General features: G+C 70.1%; 17 protein-coding genes and 7 pseudogenes. 10 read left to right on the top strand and 14 right to left on the bottom strand.

Going from position 1 to position 22065, the window contains the following annotated elements:
• The first annotated feature begins 321 nt into the window (after positions 1 to 321).
• Positions 322 to 720: an SgcJ/EcaC family oxidoreductase gene (locus tag MTP03_RS20325; RefSeq protein ID WP_248489720.1), complete on the top strand. Its 399-nt coding sequence runs from the start codon at positions 322 to 324 to the stop codon at positions 718 to 720.
• A 95-nt stretch (positions 721 to 815) separates the two neighbouring features.
• The gene (locus MTP03_RS20320) at positions 816 to 1475 is read left to right on the top strand and encodes a hypothetical protein (RefSeq protein WP_248489719.1); all 660 of its coding nucleotides are present in this window, start codon (positions 816 to 818) and stop codon (positions 1473 to 1475) included.
• A 51-nt stretch (positions 1476 to 1526) separates the two neighbouring features.
• Here MTP03_RS20320 and MTP03_RS20315 read toward each other — a convergent pair whose 3' ends face one another.
• The 6 genes and pseudogenes from MTP03_RS20315 to MTP03_RS24070 form a co-directional block, all read right to left on the bottom strand.
• The gene (locus tag MTP03_RS20315) at positions 1527 to 2153 is read right to left on the bottom strand and encodes a hotdog fold domain-containing protein (protein ID WP_248489718.1); all 627 of its coding nucleotides are present in this window, start codon (positions 2151 to 2153) and stop codon (positions 1527 to 1529) included.
• 4 nt (positions 2154 to 2157) lie between these two features.
• Positions 2158 to 3329 (bottom strand): annotated as a pseudogene (locus tag MTP03_RS20310) (lipid-transfer protein).
• Positions 3326 to 3742 (bottom strand): MaoC family dehydratase, encoded by a 417-nt coding sequence (locus tag MTP03_RS20305; RefSeq protein ID WP_305852772.1) that lies wholly within the window; start codon positions 3740 to 3742, stop codon positions 3326 to 3328. The pseudogene MTP03_RS20310 and the gene MTP03_RS20305 overlap by 4 nt, the downstream one beginning before the upstream one ends.
• Entirely contained in the window at positions 3739 to 4743 is a 1005-nt protein-coding gene (locus MTP03_RS20300) for a bifunctional MaoC family dehydratase N-terminal/OB-fold nucleic acid binding domain-containing protein (RefSeq protein WP_248489717.1), read from the bottom strand. The genes MTP03_RS20305 and MTP03_RS20300 overlap by 4 nt, the downstream gene beginning before the upstream one ends.
• Positions 4740 to 6275, bottom strand: a complete 1536-nt coding sequence (locus tag MTP03_RS20295) for an acyl-CoA dehydrogenase family protein (protein WP_248489716.1) — start codon at positions 6273 to 6275, stop codon at positions 4740 to 4742. The genes MTP03_RS20300 and MTP03_RS20295 overlap by 4 nt, the downstream gene beginning before the upstream one ends.
• A gap of 218 nt (positions 6276 to 6493) precedes the next feature.
• A pseudogene (locus MTP03_RS24070) lies at positions 6494 to 6946 on the bottom strand (acyl-CoA dehydrogenase family protein); the annotation flags it as partial.
• A 168-nt stretch (positions 6947 to 7114) separates the two neighbouring features.
• Here MTP03_RS24070 and MTP03_RS20285 point away from each other — a divergent pair.
• Both MTP03_RS20285 and MTP03_RS20280 read left to right on the top strand, forming a co-directional pair.
• Positions 7115 to 7980, top strand: a pseudogene (locus MTP03_RS20285) (TIGR03619 family F420-dependent LLM class oxidoreductase).
• Between the two features lie 8 nt (positions 7981 to 7988).
• Positions 7989 to 8396, top strand: a complete 408-nt coding sequence (locus MTP03_RS20280) for a nuclear transport factor 2 family protein (RefSeq protein ID WP_248489715.1) — start codon at positions 7989 to 7991, stop codon at positions 8394 to 8396.
• A 91-nt stretch (positions 8397 to 8487) separates the two neighbouring features.
• Here the strand turns inward: MTP03_RS20280 and MTP03_RS20275 are convergent, their stop codons facing one another.
• The 5 genes and pseudogenes from MTP03_RS20275 to kstD all read right to left on the bottom strand — a co-directional run.
• Positions 8488 to 9345 carry a MaoC/PaaZ C-terminal domain-containing protein gene (locus MTP03_RS20275; protein ID WP_248489714.1) on the bottom strand — a complete coding sequence of 286 codons (858 nt, stop codon included), beginning with the start codon at positions 9343 to 9345 and terminating at the stop codon, positions 8488 to 8490.
• Positions 9346 to 9379: 34 nt separating this feature from the next.
• Entirely contained in the window at positions 9380 to 10468 is a 1089-nt protein-coding gene (locus MTP03_RS20270; protein WP_248489713.1) for a ferredoxin--NADP reductase, read from the bottom strand.
• A gap of 1 nt (position 10469) precedes the next feature.
• Positions 10470 to 10790 carry a hypothetical protein gene (locus MTP03_RS20265; RefSeq protein WP_248489712.1) on the bottom strand — a complete coding sequence of 107 codons (321 nt, stop codon included), beginning with the start codon at positions 10788 to 10790 and terminating at the stop codon, positions 10470 to 10472.
• A 4-nt stretch (positions 10791 to 10794) separates the two neighbouring features.
• Positions 10795 to 11971, bottom strand: a pseudogene (locus MTP03_RS20260) (Rieske 2Fe-2S domain-containing protein).
• Between the two features lie 163 nt (positions 11972 to 12134).
• Positions 12135 to 13687 (bottom strand): annotated as a pseudogene (gene kstD / locus MTP03_RS20255) (3-oxosteroid 1-dehydrogenase); the annotation flags it as partial.
• Positions 13688 to 13852: 165 nt separating this feature from the next.
• Here kstD and MTP03_RS20250 point away from each other — a divergent pair.
• Complete coding sequence (locus tag MTP03_RS20250; RefSeq protein WP_248489711.1) at positions 13853 to 14149, top strand: hypothetical protein; 297 nt, start codon at positions 13853 to 13855, stop codon at positions 14147 to 14149.
• Between the two features lie 338 nt (positions 14150 to 14487).
• On the opposite strand, the gene MTP03_RS20245 is transcribed toward MTP03_RS20250, so the two are convergent.
• Entirely contained in the window at positions 14488 to 15951 is a 1464-nt protein-coding gene (locus MTP03_RS20245; RefSeq protein WP_248489710.1) for an FAD-dependent oxidoreductase, read from the bottom strand.
• 158 nt (positions 15952 to 16109) lie between these two features.
• On the opposite strand from MTP03_RS20245, the gene hsaA reads away from it, so the two are divergent.
• The 5 genes and pseudogenes from hsaA (at position 16110) to MTP03_RS20220 (ending at position 20338) form a co-directional block, all read left to right on the top strand.
• Complete coding sequence (gene hsaA / locus MTP03_RS20240; RefSeq protein WP_248489709.1) at positions 16110 to 17285, top strand: 3-hydroxy-9,10-secoandrosta-1,3,5(10)-triene-9,17-dione monooxygenase oxygenase subunit; 1176 nt, start codon at positions 16110 to 16112, stop codon at positions 17283 to 17285.
• A gap of 2 nt (positions 17286 to 17287) precedes the next feature.
• Positions 17288 to 18195: pseudogene (gene hsaD, locus MTP03_RS20235) on the top strand (4,5:9,10-diseco-3-hydroxy-5,9,17-trioxoandrosta-1(10),2-diene-4-oate hydrolase).
• A 17-nt stretch (positions 18196 to 18212) separates the two neighbouring features.
• Positions 18213 to 19131, top strand: a pseudogene (gene hsaC, locus MTP03_RS20230) (iron-dependent extradiol dioxygenase HsaC).
• A complete protein-coding gene (hsaB, locus tag MTP03_RS20225) occupies positions 19131 to 19703 on the top strand; it encodes a 3-hydroxy-9,10-secoandrosta-1,3,5(10)-triene-9,17-dione monooxygenase reductase subunit (protein WP_305852771.1) in 573 nt (190 codons plus the stop codon). Before hsaC ends, hsaB begins: the two are co-directional and overlap by 1 nt.
• Positions 19704 to 19774: 71 nt before the next feature.
• A complete protein-coding gene (locus MTP03_RS20220) occupies positions 19775 to 20338 on the top strand; it encodes a peroxidase-related enzyme (RefSeq protein WP_248489708.1) in 564 nt (187 codons plus the stop codon).
• Positions 20339 to 20477: 139 nt separating this feature from the next.
• Here MTP03_RS20220 and MTP03_RS20215 read toward each other — a convergent pair whose 3' ends face one another.
• Positions 20478 to 21395: an SAM-dependent methyltransferase gene (locus MTP03_RS20215; RefSeq protein ID WP_248489707.1), complete on the bottom strand. Its 918-nt coding sequence runs from the start codon at positions 21393 to 21395 to the stop codon at positions 20478 to 20480.
• Between the two features lie 68 nt (positions 21396 to 21463).
• The gene (locus MTP03_RS24065; RefSeq protein WP_371820816.1) at positions 21464 to 21979 is read right to left on the bottom strand and encodes an acyl-CoA dehydrogenase family protein; all 516 of its coding nucleotides are present in this window, start codon (positions 21977 to 21979) and stop codon (positions 21464 to 21466) included.
• Positions 21980 to 22065: the final 86 nt, after the last annotated feature.

Genomic DNA, 22065 nt, shown 5'->3' with positions numbered 1-22065 from the left:
TATTTAAGTGATATCAGTTTTCGGCGAACGCCGTCAAGGACGCGTCAGGGGTTCGTCAACACCCTTCCGGCGGCGAGAGCGTCTCAATAGCGTCCCGGAGCATGACCTTCCTCCTCGTCCTGCTGGCGCTCGTCCTCGCGTCTCGCCTGGTCAACGACGTCTACTACCGGCGGGCCGACGGTCGCGCGATCGAATCGCACTGAATCCAAGCCTTGACCTCAACCGGGGTTGATACGCGAACCTGGGACGCATGGCTGACCACGCATCCCGCGATCTCCCCGATGTCCTCGGCGACGGCGCCCTGCCGATTCCGCCGCGATCGTGGAGTTCGTCTCCGAGGTGCTCGACGCGCAGCGCGAGGGCAGCGTCCCCCGCGTCCGCTCGCTGTTCCGCGACGACGCGGTCTGGACCACCGCGCACGGCCGCCGCCTCCACGGCCGCTCCGCCATCGACGCCTTCCTCGCCCGCACCGTCCGCGGATCGATGGCGCGCGGCACCGCTGACTACCGGGTCGAGCGCATCCTCTTCGTCCGTCCGGACGTGGCCGCGGTCAGCGTCCGGGTGCGGCCCGTCGGGTTCGACGGTGCGCCCCTCTCGCAGGTCCCGGACTCTGCGCCGCTCTACGTGCTGTCCAAGGACGACGGTGCCTGGCGCATCGTCGCGGCGCAGTCGACCGCGGTGTTCGACGATCCCGCCGTGCAGCAGTCGAGGGCCGGGTAGTGTTCGCTCCGCGTCCCGCGCCGGCCTGACGTACGCCTCCGGTATTACCTGCGATCCGTAGCGCGCCAAAACTGGAACGTGTTACATTTTTGGCCGTGACGAAGCCTGACGCAGAAGATTCGACCGCGGCCGCGGAGATCGACGAACCCGACCGCGCCGCGAAGCCGCGGCCGGCGAAGAAGTCCGCGGAACCGCAGCCGAAGGCCCAGCCCGGCGGCATCGTCGTGACCCCGCTGGCACTCGGCCTGGCGGCGATCGTGGTGGTGCTGGCGGTGGCCGCCACGGCGTTCGGCTTCCTCTGGCAGTCCGCTGCGTCGGACCGCGACCAGGCCCGCGCCGACCTCGCGGCCGCCACCGCGACCTCGGATCAGAACCAGCGGGCGCAGGACGTCGCGAAGAAGTACGCCATCGGCGCGGCCACCATCGACTACCAGAACCTGGCCGCGTGGCGCACGGCGCTCACCGCCAACACCACCTCGCAGCTCGCGGCCCAGTTGCAGCAGGCCTCCGTCGAGTTCGAGCAGATCGTGGTGCCTCTCCAGTGGCAGTCCACGGCCACTCCGCTCGGCACGATCGTCGCCTCCAACAAGGACGGTCTGATCGTGGTGAACGTGTTCCTGAACATGGTCACCAAGAGCACGCAGCGCCCGGAGGGTATCCCGTCGACCGCGACCTACACGCTGACGATCGACACCAAGCAGGACTGGCAGATCAGCGACGTCCGCGGCATCGACGCCGCCCTCGGCGGCAATTAGCCGCCCGGCTGCGGATGAGGCCGGCCCGCGGGGGCCGGCCTCATCCGGCTGTCAGGGCTGGCCGGGAAGCAGCTGCACCATCAGCCCTTCGCCGTCCGCGAGCAGCGTCCCGTCCGCCTCGGTGAGCCGCGCGGTCACGAACGTCTTCCGCCCGTCCACGCGGTCGACCTTGCCCTCGATCACGAGCGGCACGTCCAGCGGTGTCACCTTGCGGTAGTTCACGTGCAGGTAGGCGGTGCGGCTGATCGGCCGCTTCGCGGCGTAGACCACGTTGCCGAAGTTGTCGTCGAAGATCAGGGGCAGGACGCCGCCGTGCGCGACTCCGCCGCCGCCCAGGTGGTAGCGACGCAGCACGCCGCGGGCGACGACGGACTCCTCGTCGAACTTCTCGATGTGGAAGGGCGGCATCAGCAGGCTCCCGCGCCCGGGGAGGTCCATCGACCGGTTCGCGGGCCCCTTGCCCTCACGGGCCCGGTGGGGCGCCAGCAGCTCCACGAGCTCCGCGGCCTTGTCGCGCGCCGCCGAGTACACCTCGGGCGGCGCGTCGACGCTCACGGCCAGGTCCTGCAGCAGACGCATGTTGTCCACGAACTCCCCGAACGCGGGAACGGGCGTGGCCGGACGAAATCGCGGGATCTCGCTGCGCAGGTCCACCTTGTCCGAATCCGACTCGCTCATGCCCTTAGACCTTACTCAGCACCAATCCGCTGGTCGGAACCCCGGTCCCGGCGGTCACCACCGCGCGCTCCGCACCCGGCACCTGGTTCGCGGCCGTCCCGCGGAGCTGCCGCACCGCCTCGGCGATGCCGTTCATGCCGTGGATGTAGGCCTCGCCCAGCTGCCCGCCGTGCGGGTTGAGCGGCAGGGCCCCGTCGAGCTCGCACGTCCCGTCGGCGAGGTACGACGGTGCCTCCCGCGCCCGCAGAACCCGAGCTCCTCGAGCTGCATGAGCACGTAGGGGGTGAAGTGGTCGTACAGCACGGCCAGGTCCATGTCCGACGGTGCCATCGAAGCCTGCGCCCACAGCTGCCCGCCGACGACACCCATCTCGGGCAGTCCGGTGAGGCCGTCGCGGTAGTAGCTGGTCATCACGTACTGGTCGGGGCCGCTGCCCTGTGCCGCGGCGGCGATCACCGCGGGTGTCCGCTTCAGGTCCCGAGCGCGTTCGACGCTCGTGATCACCAGCGCCACACCGCCGTCCGACTCCTGGCAGCAGTCCAGCAGGTGCAGCGGTTCGGCCACGAACCGCGACGCCTGGTGCTCCGCGAGCGTGATGGGCTTGCCGAAGAACCAGGCATTCGGATTGGTCGCGGCCCGGGCCCGGTCGAGCACGGCGACGCGGCCGAAATCCTCGCTGGTTGCACCGAAGTCGTGCATGTAACGGCGCGCCGCCATGGCGACGGTGGCCGCGGGCGTGGCGATCCCGGCGGGGTAGTGGAAGGCGTTGTCGATGCCGTTCGTGTTCACCTGCTGCGCAGCGGCGTTCGAGACCTGTCCGAACCGGTGCCCGGAGCGCTCGTTGAAGGCGCGGTAGGCCACCACCACCTCCGCGACGCCGGTCGCGACGGCCATCGCCGCCTGCTGCACCGTCGCGGCGGCGGCGCCGCCGCCGAAGTTGATGCGGCTGAAGAACTTCAGCTCGGGGATCCGCAGCTCGCGGGCGACGGCGATCTCCGAGTTGGTGTCCATGGTGAAGGTGACGAACCCGTCCACGGCCTGCGGTGTGAGCCCGGCGTCGTCGAGCGCAGCGCGGACGCACTCGACGGCCAGGCGCAGCTCGCTGCGACCGGAGTCCTTCGAGAACTCGGTGGCGCCGATCCCGGCGATCGCGGCCCTGCCGCTCAGCCCGCTCATGCCGGCAACACCACGGTCGCGGTGCCCGAGATGTGGTCGCCCAGGCTGTCCTTCGCGGTCACGGCGATGGTGACGGAGGCACCGTCGACCTCGGTGACGGTGCCGGAGAACTCCAGCGTGTCGCCCGCGTAGCAGGGCGCGCCGAGCCGGATGGAGATGTTCCGCACGAAGGCCTCCGGACCCGCCCAGTCGGTCACGTACTTCTGGACCAGGCCGTTGTCGGTGAGGATGTTGACGAAGATGTCCTTGCTTCCGCGCGCGTGCGCCGCGTCGCGGTCGTGGTGCACGTCCTGGAAGTCGCGGGTCGCGATGGCGGTGGTCGCCACGAAGGTGGTGCTCGCGTGGATCGTCATGGGCGGCAACGCGGTGCCGACGGCGACCGCGCCAGCGCGCAGGGTGGTGGGGTACGTCATCGTGCCTCCCAAGCGGGCAGGGTGAGGTCGTCGTCAACGCGGAGGAACACACTCTGCACGGGCATTCCGATCTCGACGGCGGCAGGGTCCACGTCGATCAGCTCGCCGAGCACGCGTACGCCCTCGTCGAGTTCCACGAGTGCCACCACGAAGGGCAGGCGCTTGCCGGGGACCTTGGGGTGGTGATGCACCACGAAGCTGAAGACGGTGCCGATGCCGGGGGAGACCGCGTAGTCGGGGACGAGCCCCAGGTCGCCCCCGGGGTCCATCGGCCCCGGCGGGTGCCGGAGCGTCTCCCCCCAGCGCTGGATCCGCAGCTCCCCGAGCTTGGCGCCCTCCCAGTAGAAGGCGGTGTCGCGCGAGATCACCGGCCGCAGGACGCCTCCCGCGTAGGCGGAGGCGTCGACGATGCGGCCGCTCGGCCCGGCGTCGGGCACAACGGCTTCGGGGACATCGGGCGGTTCCGCGGCGGGCGGGCGGAACTTGAGGATGCGGAAGACCATCTCGGCCACCACCTCGTCGCCCACGCGCCACAGCGTGCGCGTCGTGAAGAACCAGCCCTCGCCGAGCCCGGTCTTCTTGGGGCCCACCACGTCCTCGAGGCGCGACGTGGCGGTGATCTCCTCGCCTGGCCGCACATGGCGGTGGTAGGTCTGGTCGGAGTTCGTCGCGACGACCGACGTGAAGCCGAGCTCGTCGAGCGCCTCGGTCATCAGGCCCAGCGGATCGTCGCCGGCACGCTCACCGTGCAGCCCGCGCATCGACCACACCTGCGCCATCGCGGGCGGCGCCACGGGGCCGCCGAACACCGACTGCGCCGCGAACTCCGGATCCGAGTACAGCGGGTTGGTATCGCCGATCGCCTCGGTCCAGTTGTTGATCATGGGCTGGTTCACGGGATCCCGGCCCGCGCGCGGCGCTGAATCGCCGAGCGCACGGATCCGCTCCGCCGCGGCGAGCACGGCCGCGGTCGTGTCCGAGGTGGTGTTCGCCGCGGTCATCGGGGCACCCGCGGCAGCTGCAGGCCCATGAGGGCGATGAGTTCGCGCTGGATCTCGTTGACGCCGCCGCCGAAGGTGAGCACCAGGTGCCGTTTCGCCTGCACGTCGAGCCAGCGCAACAGCTCCGCGGTCGTGGGCTCGGACGGGTCGCCGTGCGTCCCGACCACCTCTTCGAGCAGCGCGGTCAGGCCCTGGATCCGGTCGGATCCGAACACCTTGGTGGCGGAGGCGTCGGCCACGTCGACGGGGCCGCCGGCTTCGGCCGCGGCCACCTGCCAGTTGAGCAGCTCGTTGATGAGCTCGGCCGCGCGCACGCGGGCCAGTGCCTCCGCGACGTCGGGGTCGGCCAGTAGATCCTGGTCGTGCGCCCAGGCGTCCACCTTGTCGTACAGCGCGCCGATGCGCCCGGACGGCCCCAGCATGACGCGCTCGTGGTTGAGCTGCGTGGTGATCAGCTTCCAGCCCTCGTTCTCGTCGCCGACGAGCATGTCCGCGGGCACCCGGACGTCGTTGTAGTAGGTCGCGTTCACGTGGTGCGCGCCATCGGCGGTGATGATCGGCGTCCAGGTGTAGCCGGGATCGCGGGTGTCCAGGATGAGGATCGAGATGCCCTTGTGCTTGGGCGCATCGGGATCGGTGCGCACGGCGATCCACACGTAGTCGGCGTCGTGGCCGCCGGTGGTGAAGATCTTCTGCCCGTTCACCACGTAGTGATCGCCGTCCCGGACCGCGGTCGTGCGCAGCGAGGCCAGGTCGGTGCCGGCGTCCGGCTCGGTGTAGCCGATGGCGAAATGCACTTCGCCCGAGAGGATCTTCGGTAGGAACCTCGCCTTCTGCTCCTCGGTGCCGAACGCCTGCAGCGTGGGCCCGACGGTCTGCAGCGTGACCGACGGCAGCTGCACGTCGGCGCGGGCGGCCTCGTTGACGAACAGGTACTGCTCGATCGGGCCGAAGCCCTTGCCGCCGAACTCGGTCGGCCATCCGACCCCCAGGCGGTCGTCGCGGCCCATGCGCAGCACCACGTCCCGGAACACCTCGCCGTGCCGCTGCACCAGCATCGCGGTGCGCTCCTCCGGCGTCATCAGGGTGGAGAAGTAGTCGCGAAGCTCGGCCTGGAGCGAGCGCTGCGCGGTGGTCAGCGCGAGGAACCGCCCGGATTCGTCGGCGTTCACGGCGTCGTCGCGGTGCGCGGCGGCCAGCGCGCGCACCGTCTGGGGAGCCCCGCCGACGAAGCGGGTCAGGTCCTTGATCGCCGAGTAGAACCGGTGCAGCGGGTACGACGCGTCCACGCCGATGCCGCCGTGCAGGTGGTGGCACGTGCGCACGGCCGACGGTGCCTCCGCCGCCAGCCAGTGCGCCGCGAGCGCGGTGGCCTCGTCGGCGGGGGAACCGGTGCCCACGCGCCAGGCGGCGGAGACCGCGGCCAGGTGCAACGTGCGGGAGGCGATGTACACGTCCGCGATCTGCTGCGCGACGGCCTGGAACGCGCCCAGCGGGCGACCGAACTGTTCGCGCTTGCGCAGGTGGTCCACGGTGAGAGCGAGAGCCCCCGCCAGCGCACCGTCGGCGAGGGCGGCCGCGCCGACGAGGCCGCACTCGCGGACCGCCGGGCGACGGTGCCGTCCGTCGACCCGCCCAGTACCGCGGTCTCCGGTACCTCGACCCCGGCGAGCTCGACGGTGCCCTCCGGCGCCCCCGCGGCCGTGGGGCTCGGCCTGACGGCCACGCCGGGTGCCGACGCGGGCACCACGAACACCGCGGCGCCGTCCTCGGTCGCGGCGCTTACCAGCAGGTGGGCGGCGTGTTCCGCGTAGCCGACGGCCACCTTGCGCCCGGTGAGCGCCCAGCCGCTCGCGGTCCGGGTGGCCCGGGTCGCGGGCGTGACGGGGACGGCGGCGCCGGGCTCGCCCAGCGCGCCCACGATCAGCTCCTCGCCCGCGAGCGCGGCAGGCAGCAGTGCGTCGCGCTGTTCGACGGTGCCGTGCGCCGCCACCGGGAGGATGCCGAGGGCGAGCGCGGGCAGGAGCGGCGCGGCGACGCCGACGCGCCCTCCCTCGGTGAGTACCGCCGCGACCTCCTCGGCGCCGAGGCCGGCGCCGCCGAGGCTCTCCGGGGCGGCCAGGCCCAACAGGTCCGCCCGTGCGAGGTCGGCCCAGGTGGCGCGCCAGGCACCGTCGTCCCCGGTGCCGCTCGCGCGTTCCACCGCGTGCGTCAACACGTCGGCGGCGAGGCCGGCGACGGCCACCTGGTTCTCGTCCGGACGGAAGTCCACGCGCACTCCTGATCTCGATACCGCGTACAAACGGTGAAACGTGTTCTATTTTTAGCAAGTGGGGTGCACGCCCGCAAGCGGTTCGACGAAAGGGAGACCATGCGATTCACGTACGCGGAGGCGATGACCGATCCGTCGTTCTACGTGCCGCTCGCGCAGGCGGCAGAGGAGGCGGGCTATCACAGCATGTGCGTCGCCGACAGCATCGCGTATCCGGAGGTGTCCGACTCCACCTACCCGTACACGCCGGACGGGAGCCGGGAGTTCTTGGACGGCAAGGAGTTCATCGAGACCTTCGTGCTCGCCTCGGCACTCGCCGCCTCCACGAAGACACTCCGCTTCACGCCGTTCGTGCTCAAGCTGCCCATCCGCCCGCCGGTGCTGGTGGCCAAGCAGGCCGCATCGCTGGCCGCGATGAGCGGCAACCGGTTCTCGTTGGGGGTGGGAATCAGCCCCTGGCCGAGGACTTCGAGATCATGGGCGTGCCCTTCGAGCGCCGCGGCAAGCGGATGAACGAGTGCATAGAGATCATCAAGGGACTCTCGACCGGTGAGTACTTCGAGTACCACGGGGAGTTCTACGACATCCCGTCGATCAAGATCGCGCCGGTGCCCACGGAGCCGCTGCCGATCCTGGTGGGCGGGCACGCTGATGCGGCGCTGCGCCGCGCGGTGCGCCTGTGCGACGGGTGGATGCACGCGGGCGGCGATGGCGAGGAGCTCGACCGGATGCTCTCCAGGATCGACGAGCTGCGCGCCGAGCACGACAAGAAGGAGTTCGAGATCCACGTGATCTCGCTGGACGCCTACACCGTGGACGGCATCAAGCGGCTCGAGGACAAGGGTGTCACCGACGTCATCGTCGGCTTCCGGCTGCCCTACCAGGTGGGGCCCGACACTGAGCCGCTGCAGCCGAAGATCGACAACCTGCGGCGCTACGCCGATTCCGTGATCAGCAAGTTCTAGGAGAGCGCATGAAGGACGATCATCCCGCGGTCATCGCCGGCCGCGCCTCGCAGGCCGCGGCCAGTGGCCACCGCAAACAGGAGTGGCTCGATCTGTTCGCGGCCGACGGCGTGGTCGAGGACCCGGTCGGCCCTTCCGGCTTCGACCCCGAGGGCAAGGGCATCGGCCGCGAGGAGATCGCGGCGTTCTACGACAAGACGATCGGCATCGCGGAATCGCTCGAGTTCCTCTTCGACGACGGCTTCGCCTGCGGCAACGAGGTGGCTTTCACAGGGCGGATCCGCACGGTCCTGGGCGGCCACGTGATCGACGCCGAGGGCGTCTTCACGTACAAGGTCGACGAGGCCGGGAAGATCATGGCGCTGCGCGCGTTCTGGGAGATCGACCGCGCCATGGCCACCGCCCGCCCGGCCTGAGTCGCGCGTTCCCACGGCGTCCCAGGTGAATCCGCGGCTCAGCCGCGATAGGAGGCCAGATCTGGCTTCCTATCGCCCGTGAGCCGTGGATTCACCGGCGGATGAATACCGCGTCCGCGAGCACCGGGGCGCCCCGCTCCACGGACTCGGCCGTGACTATCTCGCGACCGCCGTCGCGCCAGATCCGCACGCGCAGCGTCTCGCCCGGCAGCATGATCCCCGCGAACTTGGCCGACCACGAGCCCACCGCGGCGGCGTCACCGTCGAGCACGGCGTCGGTCACGGCCTTCGCGACGATGCCGTAGGTGCACAACCCGTGCAGGATCGGCGCGTCGAAGCCCGCGCCCCGAGCGAACGCGGGATCGGAGTGCAGCGGGTTCCGGTCGCCGCACAGGCGGTAGAGCAGCGCCTGCTGGGGCAGCGTCGGTACGTCCATTGTCGCGTCGGGTTCCCGGGCGGGTAGTTCGACCTTCTCCGACGGTCCGCGTTCGCCGCCGAAACCGCCCTCGCCGCGCGCGAAGATCGACGACCGTGCGGTCCACAGCGGCTCGCCGGCCCGGTCGACCACCTCGGTCTCCTGCCAGATCACCGCCGCCTTGCCCTTGTCGTGCACGTCGCTGATCCTGGTGCGGGCCACAGCCGTTCCCGAGGCGGGCAGCGGACGGTGCGCCGTCACCGATTGACTCCCGTGCACCACCTTGGCGAGGTCGATCTCGACGCCGGGGAACGAGACCTTCGGCGCCTCGGTGGCGTGGAAGTTCTGCGCTACCGTGGCGAAGGTCGGCAGCACGACGGTGTTCTGCTCCGTGGCGTACCGCAGCTCGCGGGCCGACAGCGGGTCGGCGCCCGCGCCGAGCGCCAGCTGGTAGAGCAGCACGTCCGAGGTGCTCCAGGAGAATTCGGCGGTGCCGAGCTCGGCACCGATCGCGACCGACGGGTCGATGGGCATGGGACTCCTCAGCAGTGGGCCGTCGTGGGACGGACTATTCGTAGGTGATGTGGACGGCCTGCGTGCGGCGCATCGACTGGCAGGCCAGGATCAGCCCGTCGTCGAGGTCCTCCTGGTCGAGGACCTCGTTGTGCGCGAGCTCGACCTTGCCCTCGACGAGCCGGCAGGCGCAGGCGCTGCACGCGCCCTCACGGCACGAGTACGGCGCGTCGATACCGGCCTCGAGCATGACGTCCAGCAGCTTCTTCTCGGCGGGCCACGCCAGCTCGGTCGTCGTCCCGTCCAGCTCGACGGTGACGGTGCCCCCGCCGTCCGCCGGCGCGGGGGCGTCGGCGGCGGGCTCTGGGAGGTCCTCCGCCTCGGCGATCGCGGCCTTCTCCTCCGCCTCCTCCTGGGCGGCCTCCACCTCGAAGGGGTTGCGCGGCAGGGAGCGGAACTTCTCGATGTGGACCTCGCGGCGGCCCTTGCCGAGCGAGGTCATGGCCTCGGAAACCGCGTCCATGAACGGCCCGGGGCCGCAGACGAACACCTCGCGGGAGGCGTACGGCGCCGCGAGCGCGGCCAGGTTCGCCGCCGACGGCAGCCCCTGGACGGATTCGAGCCAGTGCACCACGACGAGGCGATCCGGGTACGTCCGGGTGAGCTCGGCGAGCGCCGAGGCGAAGATCACCGACTGCGCGTCCCGGTTGGCGTAGATCAATGCGACCGACCCGGACCCCGTCTCCAGCACCGAGCGCAGGATCGACAGGATCGGCGTGACGCCGCTGCCGCCGGCGAACAGCAGCATGTCGGTGTCCAGCGACTTCGGGGTGAAGATCCCCGCGGGCACCAGCACGTCGATCTCCATGCCGGGGGTAGCGTTGTCGCACAGCCAGTTCGAGGCGTAGCCGTCGGAGGTGCGCTTGACCGCTACGCGCAGCGGACCGTCGTCGTGCGGTGCGCTGCACAGCGAGTAGCACCGGGCCACGGAACCGGTCTGTTCACTGGGGACGCGCAGTGTCAGGAACTGGCCGGGCTTGTATCGGAAGAGGTCCGCGGATTCCTCGGGCACCTCGAACTCGATGGAGTGCGCGTCGTGCGTCTCCGCGACCACCTTGGCGACCAGTAGCCGGTGGATGCTCACGTTAGGGACTCTCCTCAGGGGGAACGGACTCGGGCACGGGCACTGTGCCGAGTTTCGCCGCGCGGGCGATCGATTCCATCAGTCGCGGGCAGGTGGCCCGCAGGGCGGTACCGGCGCCGTCGGCGGCGAACACCTCGCACTGGGAGGCCGAACCGCACCACTGGATCGATGTCTGCTCTCGGCTGTTCTTCTTGACCTGCACCGCGACGCCGCAGGTTCCGCACGCGAGCGGGACGTACCCGTCGGTGAGGAAGCCCTCGCGGTCGGTCACCGTCGACGGCACCGTCACGGGCTCGCCGAACATCGTCACGGTCGGAGGCATGAGGTCAGCCTTCCGTCGACCCGGAATCGGCGGCCGCGGCGGACTTCTCGGCGTCCTGGCGGGCGATGTTCGCCGCGACCTCGGCCTCCCAGGCCTCGACGGCGTGCGAGGTGTCGATCTCGAACTCGAAGCGCTGCGTCATGTCCTCGGAGACCTCGGCCGAGTCCACGTAGAACTGCTCGTACCAGCGGCGCAACTGGTACACGGGTCCGTCCTCCTCGCAGAGGAGCGGGTTGTCGATGCGGGTCTTGTTCTTCCAGATCTCGACGTCCTGCAGGAAACCCAGGCCCACGTTCTTGGCGAACTTGCCGGCCAGGTAATCGGACTTCTCGTCGTCGAAGCCCGGCAGTTTCTTCACCTTGACGCCGTACATGAGCTTGAACGAGTTCTGATCGATCGGGTAATGGCAGTTGATCAGGACGTTCTCGACCAGGAAGCCCTTGTAGTCGTTGTGCAGGTAGTTGATCATGTACGACGGCCCGAAGTAGTGCGCCTCGGACTTGAGCAGCACGTCGTCGCCGCCGGACAGGCCGATGTCTACGACGTCGCCCCGGCCCTTGGTGTCCAGGTACTGCGAGGCGATGTGCCCGTTGAAGACGTTCTTGAAGTACGTGGGCAGGCCGTAGTGGATGTAGAAGAAGTGCGGCATGTCGACCACGTTGTCGACGATCTCGCGGCAGTTGCTGCCCTCGATGACGATCTCGTTCCACACCCAGTTGGACCACTCCGGCCCGTCGACGTCACCGTCGATCTTCGGGATGTCCAGTTCCGCAGGGCTTGGAGCCCTCCACGTCGTGCCAGACGAAGAGCTGATCGTTCTCGATCATGGTCGGCCACGTGCGGGTCCGGGCCCGCAGCGGCACCCGCTTGGCGTACGGGATCGCCTTGCACTTGCCGTCGCCGCCCCAGCGCCAGTCGTGGAACGGGCAGGCGATCTCGTTGCCCTTGACGGTCCCCTGAGTCAGGTCGCCGCCCATGTGCCGGCAGTAGCCGTCGAGGACGTTGACTTTCCCGTCCTCGCCGGCGAACACGACGAGCTTGGTCCCGAAAGCCCGGACGGCGTGGGGTTTCCCGTCGGTGAAGCCCTTCAACAGACCCAGGCAGTGCCAGCCCCGGGCGTACCGGGTGGGCGCGGTTCCACTGTCGATGAGACGGGCCGCCGTCTCGGTATTGCTGCTCATGAGATCTCCTCTTCCGCGCGGGCGGGGCTGCCGCGGCCGGGGCTGTTTCCTGACGGGCCATGTCCTCGACGGCGAGGTAGGCGAAGACCATGGCGGGTCCGATGGTGGCGCCGGGGCCCGCGTAGGTGTGGCCCATGACGGGCGAGCTGGTGTTGCCGGCGGCGTACAGGCCGTCGATCACGGTGCCGTCGGCGCGCTGGACGCGGCCCGCGACGTCGGTGCGCAGGCCGCCCTTCGTGCCGAGATCGCCGGGGACCATACGGGCAGCGTAGAACGGCCCGGTGGTCAATTCGGCGAGACTGGGATTCGGCTTGTTCCGCGGATCCCCGTAGTAGTGGTCGTAGGCGCTCTCGCCGCGGTGGAAGTCGTCGTCGCGCCCGGCGCGGGCGAACCCGTTGAACTTCTCGACGGTGGCGGTCAGCGCCTGCGCCGGGACGTTCATCTTCTCGGCCAGCTCCGCAAGGCTGTTCGCGCGCACCAGATTGCCGGACTCGAACCAGCGCTTGGGGAGCGGCTGGCGCGGCGGCTGGCCGGCGAACATGTACCGGTTGCGGTACCGCTGGTCGAAGACCAGCCAGCACGGCACGTTCTCGCCAGGGCCCTCGCCCTGGCCGTACTCGCCGCCGTACATCGCGTGCACGGCCTCGACGTAGGGCGCGGACTCGTTGACGAAGCGCTCACCCGCGGTGTTCACCATGACGCTGCCCGGGAGCGAGCGCTCGGACAGGGCGAACCAGGCCATCTTCGGCAGTTGGATGGACGGGCCCCACCAGGCGTCGTCCATGAACTCCAGAGCGCCGCCCACGGCCGCGCCCGCGCGGATCGCGTCGCCGGTGTTGGCGGGGACGCCGTTGGTCCACTCGGTGCCGATGGGCTGGCGCTGGTACTGCGCACGCATCGTCTCGCTGGACTCGAACCCGCCGGCGGCCAGGATGACGCCGCGCCGGGCGGTGAGCCGCAGTTCTGCGCCGCCGCGCTCGACGGTGACGCCGGTGATCCGACCGTCCTCCTGCGTCAGCCCGACGAGGGCCGTGTTCAGCCACAGGGCACGCCGGCCCGCTGCAGACCCACGCGCAGCGCGGCGATCAGCGCCTGGCCGCGGCCCAGCAGGTGCTTCCCACGGGCCCGGGCGCCGTAGTAGCGCGCGGCCACCCGGAGCGCGCGGAGCGGGCCCTTCGGGTGCCGCATGATCAGGTTGAGCCACTTGAAGTCGGCCTGCGTGACCACCAGGTTCATCGGGGCCTTGGTGTAGTCGGGCTCGAGGTTCTCGAGTTCGTCACCCAGCTGGTTGCCGTCGAACGGCTTCGGCTCGCACGAGCGGCCGTGCGCGCGCCCACCCGGAGCCTCCGGGTAGTAGTCCGAGTAGCCGGGAACCCAGGTGAGCTGCAGCGGGCTCATCCGGTGCAGCATCGCGATCACCTCGGGGCCGCGGTCGATGTAGGTGTCGATCCGCTCCGCCGGCACCACGTCGCCGATGATCGCGTGCAGGTACTTGCGCGCCTCCTCGGGCGAGTCCTTGACGCCAGCCGCGACCAGCGCCTCGTTGCCCGGGACCCACACGCCGCCCCCGGACCGGGCGGTGGAACCGCCGTAGTGCGCCGCCTTCTCGACGATCAGGACGCTGAGCCCCGTGTCCGCGGCCTTGAGCGCCGCAGCCATCCCCGCAGCTCCGCTGCCCACCACGATCACGTCGTACTCGGTGGCTTCCGCCGTCATCGGCACTCCTCGTCGATGTAACAAGTTCTCTGGCGTCACCTGCGCCGATGGGCAGCAGGTTATGGCCGTGTCTGCAGCATAGACTAGAACGTGTTTCACTCGCCAGGGTTCGGCGACGAATCAGCGATCGCGCGGGGTCAGCAGCGGATGGTGATCTTCTCGTAGGTGCCGGTGCTGGGCCGGAACACCCAGCGCGACCCCGGGGTGCAGGTCGGCGGTGCGGGCGTCCTCGTCGTGGTCCGCGCGGGCGCGGCCACAGGCGGAGTGGTCGTCGGCTCCGGAGTGGTCGTCACCGGCGGCGCGGCGACGCTCGTCGTCGTGGGCTCCGTGGTCGACGGCGCTGCCGCCGAGCTCGGAGCGGACGGGGCCGTCTCCATCGACGTCGGCGTGCTCGTGCTGCGCGGGATCGGGGACGGGACGGACACGGGGTCGGGGAGTCCGACGGTCCGCTGCACATACTGACCGTCACCGCGATCGCGACGACGCACAGGGCCGCCGCGGCGGCGATCGCGACCACCCGGCCGGCGAAGCCTCCGATCCGTCGTGACCCGGACTTGTCGACGCGGTGCGTCATACTCTCCGCCCTCCTCGGGGCGCGGTGTGCACGGCCGGCGGTGTCGCGTTCATGCCGACATCCTCGCAGCCCCGGGGGCGATGGCAAACACGCCGCCATGCGCATCAATCACTATGTGGGACTATGAATTCGACAGTGCTGGTCGTTCTGCTGAAACATGAATCCTGGGATTGTTCGTGATTCCACAATGCAGCTGGTGAGAACTGATGCATCCGCAAATTGACCACTACCCGGATGCGGCGCTGATCCCCGCCCGTCGGCCGAAGAAGCTGCCGTCCCCGAGTGAGGTGCCGCTGGCGTATCCGCCCGCGCACACGCCGGACGTGCACCGGCCCGCCGCGAACAGGCCCGCGATGGGGCCACCGTCGACGTGCAGGACCCGCGCGTCGGCGTCCGTGCGCAACCCGCCGAGGGTGAAGCCCGCGGTGAAGCCGCGCATGTCCCACGCCGCCACCGGGCCGGTCAGCGGCCGCACCCACTGCGCCTTCTTGTGCAGCACGGGGTCGGCGCCGTCCGCCGCGTGCCGGTTGTAGGTGTCGACGGTGCCGGTCAGCGTCCCGGCGGGCAAGCCCATGTCGGACTCAAGCTCGACGACCGTCTCGGCCGCCCAGGTGGGCGGCTGCCGGAAGTAGGGGGTGGAGGTCTCGGTCGCGAGCGCCTCCTCGTGGGCGTCCATGTCCATCACCAGGTAGGCGGTGTTGTCCTGCTGGATCAGCACGGCCTGGCCGATCCGCCCGCCGTAGGTGTCCTCGGCGATGAACCGCTGGCCGCGACCGTTGACCAGGATGCCGCGCGCCAACATCTGCGGATCGCCGAAGAACGCGACCTCGGTGGCGTCCATGTGCGCCAGGGCGGCCCCGACGGCCTGGGCCATCAGGATCCCGGCGCCGTCGTGCTCCTCGATCGCGGCGGCGGGGCGGCCGATCAATCGCGGCGCGTAGGTCTCGATCATCTCCGGGTTGTAGGCGAAGCTGCCCGTCGCGAGCACGACGCCCCGTCGGGCCCGGACGTGCACGTCCGCGCCGAACCGGCGCCCGACGATGCCGCACACCCGGCCCGCGTCATCGGTCACCAGGGCGCTCGCGCGGATGTCGAACTCGGCTCGGACGCCGAGGGATTCGGCGGTGTCGACGAGCGGTTTCATCAGCATGTAGCCCGCGCCGCGCACGCCGGTGCGCTTGTCCTTCATCTGCGGGACGTGCCCGCGTGGCGCCGGCGTCGCGATGGTGTTGAACGGGGCGGCGTTCTCGCCTCCGGAGTACCCGAGGCCCTCGTCGTGGGGAACCTCCCAGCCGGGTTCGCCCCAGAACTCCTCTTTGAACACCACGCCGCACCCGGTCAGCCAGTCGTAGTGCTCCGCGCTGCCGTGCGCGTAGGCGTGGATCTTCGCGGCGTCGACGCCCGGGCCGAGCGCGGCGGTCATGAACGTCTCCATGTTCTCGGCGCTGTCCTCGAAGCCGAGCGCCCGCTGCAGCGGCGTGCCGCCACCCAGGTAGATCCAACCGCCGGACAGCGCCGCGGCGCCGCCCCAGCCGCCGGCCCGGTCCAGGACCAGCACGTCGGCGCCCGCCCGCGCCGCCTCGATCGCCGCGCAGACGCCGGCGATGCCGTACCCGGCGATCACCACGTCCGCCTCGAGGTCCCAGGTGATCACGGCCTCGACGGCGACGGGGCGGCGGCTGCTGGACATGGCTCTCCTCGGGCGGGTGGCGGAACGGGTTACATCAGCAAGATATGCGGATCCGAACCTTTGGTGTAGCGTTTCGATCCAAGAAATGAGAACGTGTTCTAGTATCGGATCAGCGGCGGGCGCGGTGCCGGCCAGAGCCCGAAAGAAGGCGAGGAGACATGAGCGAACAGAGCGTCAGCGCCGTGCTGGCCGAGGTGGCGGAGCTGCTGCCCACGCTCCGTGATCGTGCACAGGAGACGGAGGACGCCCGCCGGGTGCCCGCCGAATCCATCAAGGCGTTGCAGCAGAGCGGGTTCTTCCGGCTCCTGCAGCCGAAGCGCTACGGCGGCTTCGAAGCGGACCCGGAGGATTTCTACACCGCGGTCAAGATGCTGGCGAGCGCGTGCGGGTCCACCGGGTGGGTCGCCTCGATCCTCGGCATCCACCCCTGGAACATCGCGCTGTTCGACGACAAGGCGCAGCAGGAGGTGTGGGGCGAGGACCAGGACACCCTGGTGTCGTCGTCGTACGCACCGATGGGGCGGTCCGAGGTCGTCGAGGGCGGCTACAAGCTGACGGGCAAGTGGAGCTTCTCGTCGGGGTGCGACCACGCCACGTGGGCGCTGCTCGGCGGCCCGGCGTTCAAGGACGGCAAGCCCGTCGATTTCCTCACCTACCTCGTGCCGATCAGCGACTACGCGATCAACGACGTGTGGCGCACCGTCGGCCTGCGGGGCACCGGCAGCAACGACATCGTGGTCGAGGACGTGTTCGTCCCGGCGCACCGTGCGCTGAGCTTCCAGCAGGTGAGCAAGTGCAAGGGACCGGGCCAGGAGGTCAACACCAGCCCGCTGTACAAGCTGCCGTTCGGCTCGGTGCACCCGTCCACGATCACCGCGCCGATCATCGGTATGGCGCAGGGCGCGTACGACGCGCACGTCGAGCACCAGCGCAAGCGGGTGCGCGCCGCCTACGCGGGCGAGTCCGCGAAGGAGGACCCGTTCGCCATGGTCCGGGTCGCCGAGGCCGGCAGTGAGATCGACGCGGCGTGGCTGCAGCTGATCTCCAACATCAACGAGGAGTATGCGCTGGTCAAGGCCGGCGAGAAGATCCCGTTCAACCTCCGTCTCAAGGTCCGTCGCGACCAGGTGCGCGGCACCGAGCGTGCGATCTTCGCCGTGGACCGCATGTTCGAGAACTCGGGCGGCCGGGCGCTGGCCGAGGGCACGCCGATCCAGCGGTTCTGGCGCGACGCGCACGCGGGCCGCGTGCACGCCGCGAACGATCCCGAGCGCGCCTACAAGATGTTCGGCACCGGCGAGTTCGGCCTTCCCGTCATGGACGGGATGGTCTAGCCATGACCGACACGGAAGTGGACGTCCTCAAGGAGGGGAAGTTCGCCACCACAGCAGCGGGTCTCACGCTGCACTATCACGAGGCCGGCGAGGAGAACCGCGCCACCGGCACCGGCGGGCAGGAGGCCGGAGGCCGACCGGGGGTGGCACCGTCGTGCTGCTGCACGGCAGCGGCCCCGGCGTCTCCTCGTGGAGCAACTTCGGGCGCAACATCCCGGTGCTGGCGCAGCGCTTCCACGTGCTCGCCGTCGACCAGCCGGGCTTCGGCCGGTCCGACAAGCCGACCGAGCACCCGCAGTACTTCGTGCACAGCGCCACCGCGCTCGCCGGACTGCTCGACACGCTCGGCATCACCGGACGCGTGCACCTGGTGGGCAATTCGCTCGGCGGCGGCACCTCGGTGCGGTTCGCCCTCGACTTCCCGGAGCGCGCGGGCCGGCTCGTGCTCATGGGCCCCGGCGGCCTCAGCGTGAACACCTTCGCGCCGGACCCCACGGAGGGCCTGCGCACGCTGCAGAAGTTCTACGCCGCACCGAGCAGGGAGCGGCTCGAGGACTTCCTGCGGATCATGGTCTTCGACCAGAAGATGATCACCCCCGAGCTCGTCGAGGAGCGCTTCGAGCTCGCGCTCGATCCCGAGGCGATCGCCGCGTTCAAGGCGATGGGCAAGTCCTTCGCCTCCGCGGATTACGAGAAGGGCATGCTCTGGCGCGACGCCTACAAGCTGCGCCAGCCCGTGCTCATGATCTGGGGGCGGGAGGACCGGGTCAACCCGCTCGACGGTGCCCTCCTCGCGCTCAAGCAGATCCCGCGCGCGCAGCTGCACGTCTTCGGGCAGTGCGGCCACTGGGCGCAGTTGGAGAAGTTCGACGAGTTCAACCGTCTCACCGCCGATTTCCTCGCCGGCTGAAAGGGAGAAGTAGGTACATGGCGATCAAGGCGCTCGGGTACATGCGCATCGAGGCCACCGACATGGCGGCCTGGCGCGAGTACGGATTGAAGGTGCTCGGCATGATGGAGGGGCGCCCCCGGCCGGGGCGGGGAGGTATCGCAGAATCTGTACCTGCGCATGGACGACTTCGCGGCGCGGCTCGTGATCGTGCCGGGCGAGAAGGACCGGCTCCTGGTCTCGGGCTGGGAGGTCACCGACGCGGCCGGGCTGCAGGAGCTGCGCGACGCCCTCACCGTCGCGGGCGTGGCCTTCGAGGAGGGCACCAAGGACGAGAAGGCCGAGCGCCGCGTCGAGGGCCTGATCCGGTTCCGTGATCCGGCGGGCAACACGCTCGAGGCCTTCCACGGTGCGCAGTACCTGGGGCGCAGGTTCGTCAGCCCCTACGGGCACCGGTTCGTGACCGGCGAGCAGGGCCTCGGGCACGTCGTGCTCACCTGCACGGACGACGCTGCGGCGCAGGAGTTCTACCAGGGCGTGCTCGGCTTCCGGCTCCGCGACTCGATGCGCCTCCCGCCGCAGATGGTGGGCCGCCCCGCGGACGGCGATCCGGCGTGGCTGCGGTTCTACGGATGCAATCCGCGGCATCACGCGCTCGCCTTCCTGCCGCTGCCCAACCCCACGGGGATCGTCCACCTCATGGTCGAGGTGGAGAACTCTGACGACGTGGGGCTGTGCCTGGACCGCGCGAACCGCAAGAAGGTCAAGATGTCGGCGACGCTCGGCCGGCACATCAACGACAAGATGCTGTCGTTCTACATGAAGACGCCCGGCGGCTTCGACATCGAGTTCGGCTGCGAGGGGCTGGAAGTCGAGAATGACGACTGGATCGCGCGGGAGTCCACCGCGGTCAGCCTCTGGGGGCACGACTTCTCCATCGGCTTCAAGGAGCAGTGATGACCGCCGCAGAGGTGGTGGGACCGATCGAGCCCATCGATTACCGCACCGCGATGGGGCACTTCTGCACCGGCGTCACGGTGATCACCGCCGCCGATGAAGAGGGCCCCGCCGGCTTCGCCTGCCAGTCCTTCTCGGCGCTGTCGCTCGATCCGCCGCTGGTCCTGTTCTGCCCCATGAAGACCTCGGGCGCGTGGCGCACCATCGAACGCAGCGGGCGGTTCGCCGTCAACGTGCTCGGCGAGGGGCAGCAGGACGTCAGTTCCGTGTTCGGCTCGCGACACCCGGACAAGTTCGCGGCGGTGGCCTGGCGGCCGTCACGCACCGGTTCGCCGCTACTCGACGGTGCGCTCAGTTGGATCGACTGCGCCGTCGAGGCCGTGCACGACGGTGGCGACCACCACATCGTGATCGGCCGGGTGCTCGAGCTCAGTGCCCCGAACGCGGGGCGCCCGTTGCTGTTCTACAAGGGGCGTTACACGCAGACGGTGACCGATCCCGGCGAGGCGATCCCGCGCGCCCTCTCGCTCGACTCGTTCCTCACGTGGCCCGTGGGCGACGACTGGATGTAGGCGATCGCGCCCGCCGGGCCGGCCGTGCCTGATACCTAGAAGGGGACGCCCGGACCGATCGAGGAGACGACATGAGCGAGAAGATCACTGCCCTGGACCTGCCTGCGGGTGAACTCAGTGCGGGAACGCAGAAGTACTTCGACATCTGCCGCGAGAAGCTGGGCATGGTGCCGAACGTGCTGCAATCGCTCACGTTCGACGAGACCAAGCTGCGGGCGTTCACCGACACCTACAACGACCTGATGCTCGGTGACTCCGGGCTCAGCAAGCTGGAGCGGGAGATGATCGCGGTGGTCGTCTCGTCGATCAACAAGTGCTTCTACTGCCTCACCGCGCACGGCGCGGCGGTCCGCGAGCTGTCGGGCGACCCGGTGCTGGGCGAGCTGTTGGTGATGAACTTCCGTGCCGCACAGCTGCCGCCGAAGCAGCGGGCCATGCTGGAGTTCGCCGAGAAGGTGACGGAGGCACCGTCGAAGCTGGACGAGCCGGACCGGCAGCGCCTGCGCGACCACGGCTTCAGCGACCGCGACATCTACGACATCGCCAACACCGCCGCGTTCTTCAACATGACCAACCGGCTCGCCGCGGCGATCGACATGCGCCCCAACCCGGAGTACCACTCCGCCGCACGGTGATTCGATCGCGCGATGGGCGTCCGCGTCCTCGCTTCGCTCGGGCCCCGCTCCCTGCTGGGAGCTGGTGTCCCCGGCGGAATGCGGTGTCCCCGCGACTGCAGTTGGTGGGAGGCCGGCTGAAGTCGGGGACGCCGGCTCCCTATAGGGAGCCGCGTTCGGCCGTGAAGTACTCGATCACGCCGGTCAGCCGCGCCGCGTCCTCGGGGAGGACCGCGTCCGTGACGCCGTAGCGCCGGCCGAGATCCACCGGCCCGCCCGCGCGGTGCACCGTCCAGCCCTCGCTCGCGAGGTACTCGGCGGGGTCGCGGCGGGCGGCGTCGGCGACGAACAGCGACGTCACGTCGAAGTCGCGGATCGGGTTGTCCTCGGTCGCGTACTTCTTCTGCACGGCGCGGAACCCGTCCAGATCGAGCTCGCCGGCCTGGCCCTCGACCGCGACGCGACTGCCGGGTGCAGCGAGCGCCACGATCCGCTCGAACAGCAGCGACTGGGCATCGCTGGGCAGGTAGGGTAGCAGCCCCTCCGCCAGCCAGGCCGACGGTGCGCCCGGGTCGAATCCGGCGCCCGTCAGCGCGGCGGGCCAGTCCTCCCGCAGATCCACCGGCACGGCGCGCAGCCGGGCGGCGGGGGCGACCCCGTGCGCCGCGAGGGTGTCGGACTTGAACGCCAGCACGTCCGGCAGGTCCAGTTCGTACACCACGGTGTCGGCGGGCAGGTCCAAGCGGTAGCCCCGGGTGTCCAGGCCGGAGGCAAGAATGACGAGCTGCCGGACGCCGGCGGAGAGCGCGTCCGCGACGACGTCGTCGAAGAAGCGGGTGCGCAGGCCCAGGTGGCGGCTGGCACTGAGCGGGGTGTCCGCGCGGTCGGCGGCCTCGAGCATGGCGATGGTGCGCGGATCGCCTGCGGCCTCGATGAAGGCGCGAGCGTGCGGGTCGCGTGCCAGCGCATCGTCCCGATCGCTCTCGACCGCCCGGGCCGCGGCCACCAGCAGCGCGGTGAAGCCGACGCCGGTGGTGATGGTCCAGGTGTCGCCGTCCGTGCGCGCGTTCTCCGTCATCGCGTTCCCTCCGCAAGTAGTTCGTCTACGAAAGTACATCGGTCGCGGATGGCGGGCAAGAACGCGTTTCAGGAGTGGACGAGCTCCCGGCGGCCGAGGTGCTGGGCCGGGTCGCCGAACAGCTGCGACGACGAGTGCGCGCGCTTGAAGTACAGGTGCGCGTCGTGCTCCCACGTGATGCCGATGCCGCCGTGCAACTGGATCATCTCCGCGGCCACGGTGCTGAAGGCCTGGGAGCAGTAGGTCTTGGCCGTCGCTACCGCCACGCGGGCGTCCCCATCGCCGCGGTCGAGGGCGTCGCCCGCCGCGTACGCTGCCGAGCGCGCCGATTCGACCAGGACGTACATGTCGGCCATTCGGTGCTTGAGGGCCTGGAACGACCCGATCGCGCGGCCGAACTGGACCCGGGACTTCGCGTAATCGACCGTAATCGCGAGCGCCCGGGCGGCGGCGCCGACCTGCTCCGCAGCGAGAACCGCGCACGCGACGTCGAGCGCGTGCGCCAGCTCGGCCTCGCCGCCCGGCAGGCTCCGCGCGGCGGCCCGGTCGACGGTGACCTCGGCGAACCGTCGGGTCGGGTCCATCGAGGGGGTGTCGACGGTGCGCCGCCGCCCCGTCGAGCGCGTACAGGCCGCCGTCCGCGACGAGCACCAGGTCGTCCGCGAGGTCA

The organism is Tsukamurella sp. PLM1, from assembly GCF_023168325.1.
Lineage (GTDB): Bacteria > Actinomycetota > Actinomycetes > Mycobacteriales > Mycobacteriaceae > Tsukamurella.
This window is presented reverse-complemented; position numbering and strand designations above follow the sequence as displayed.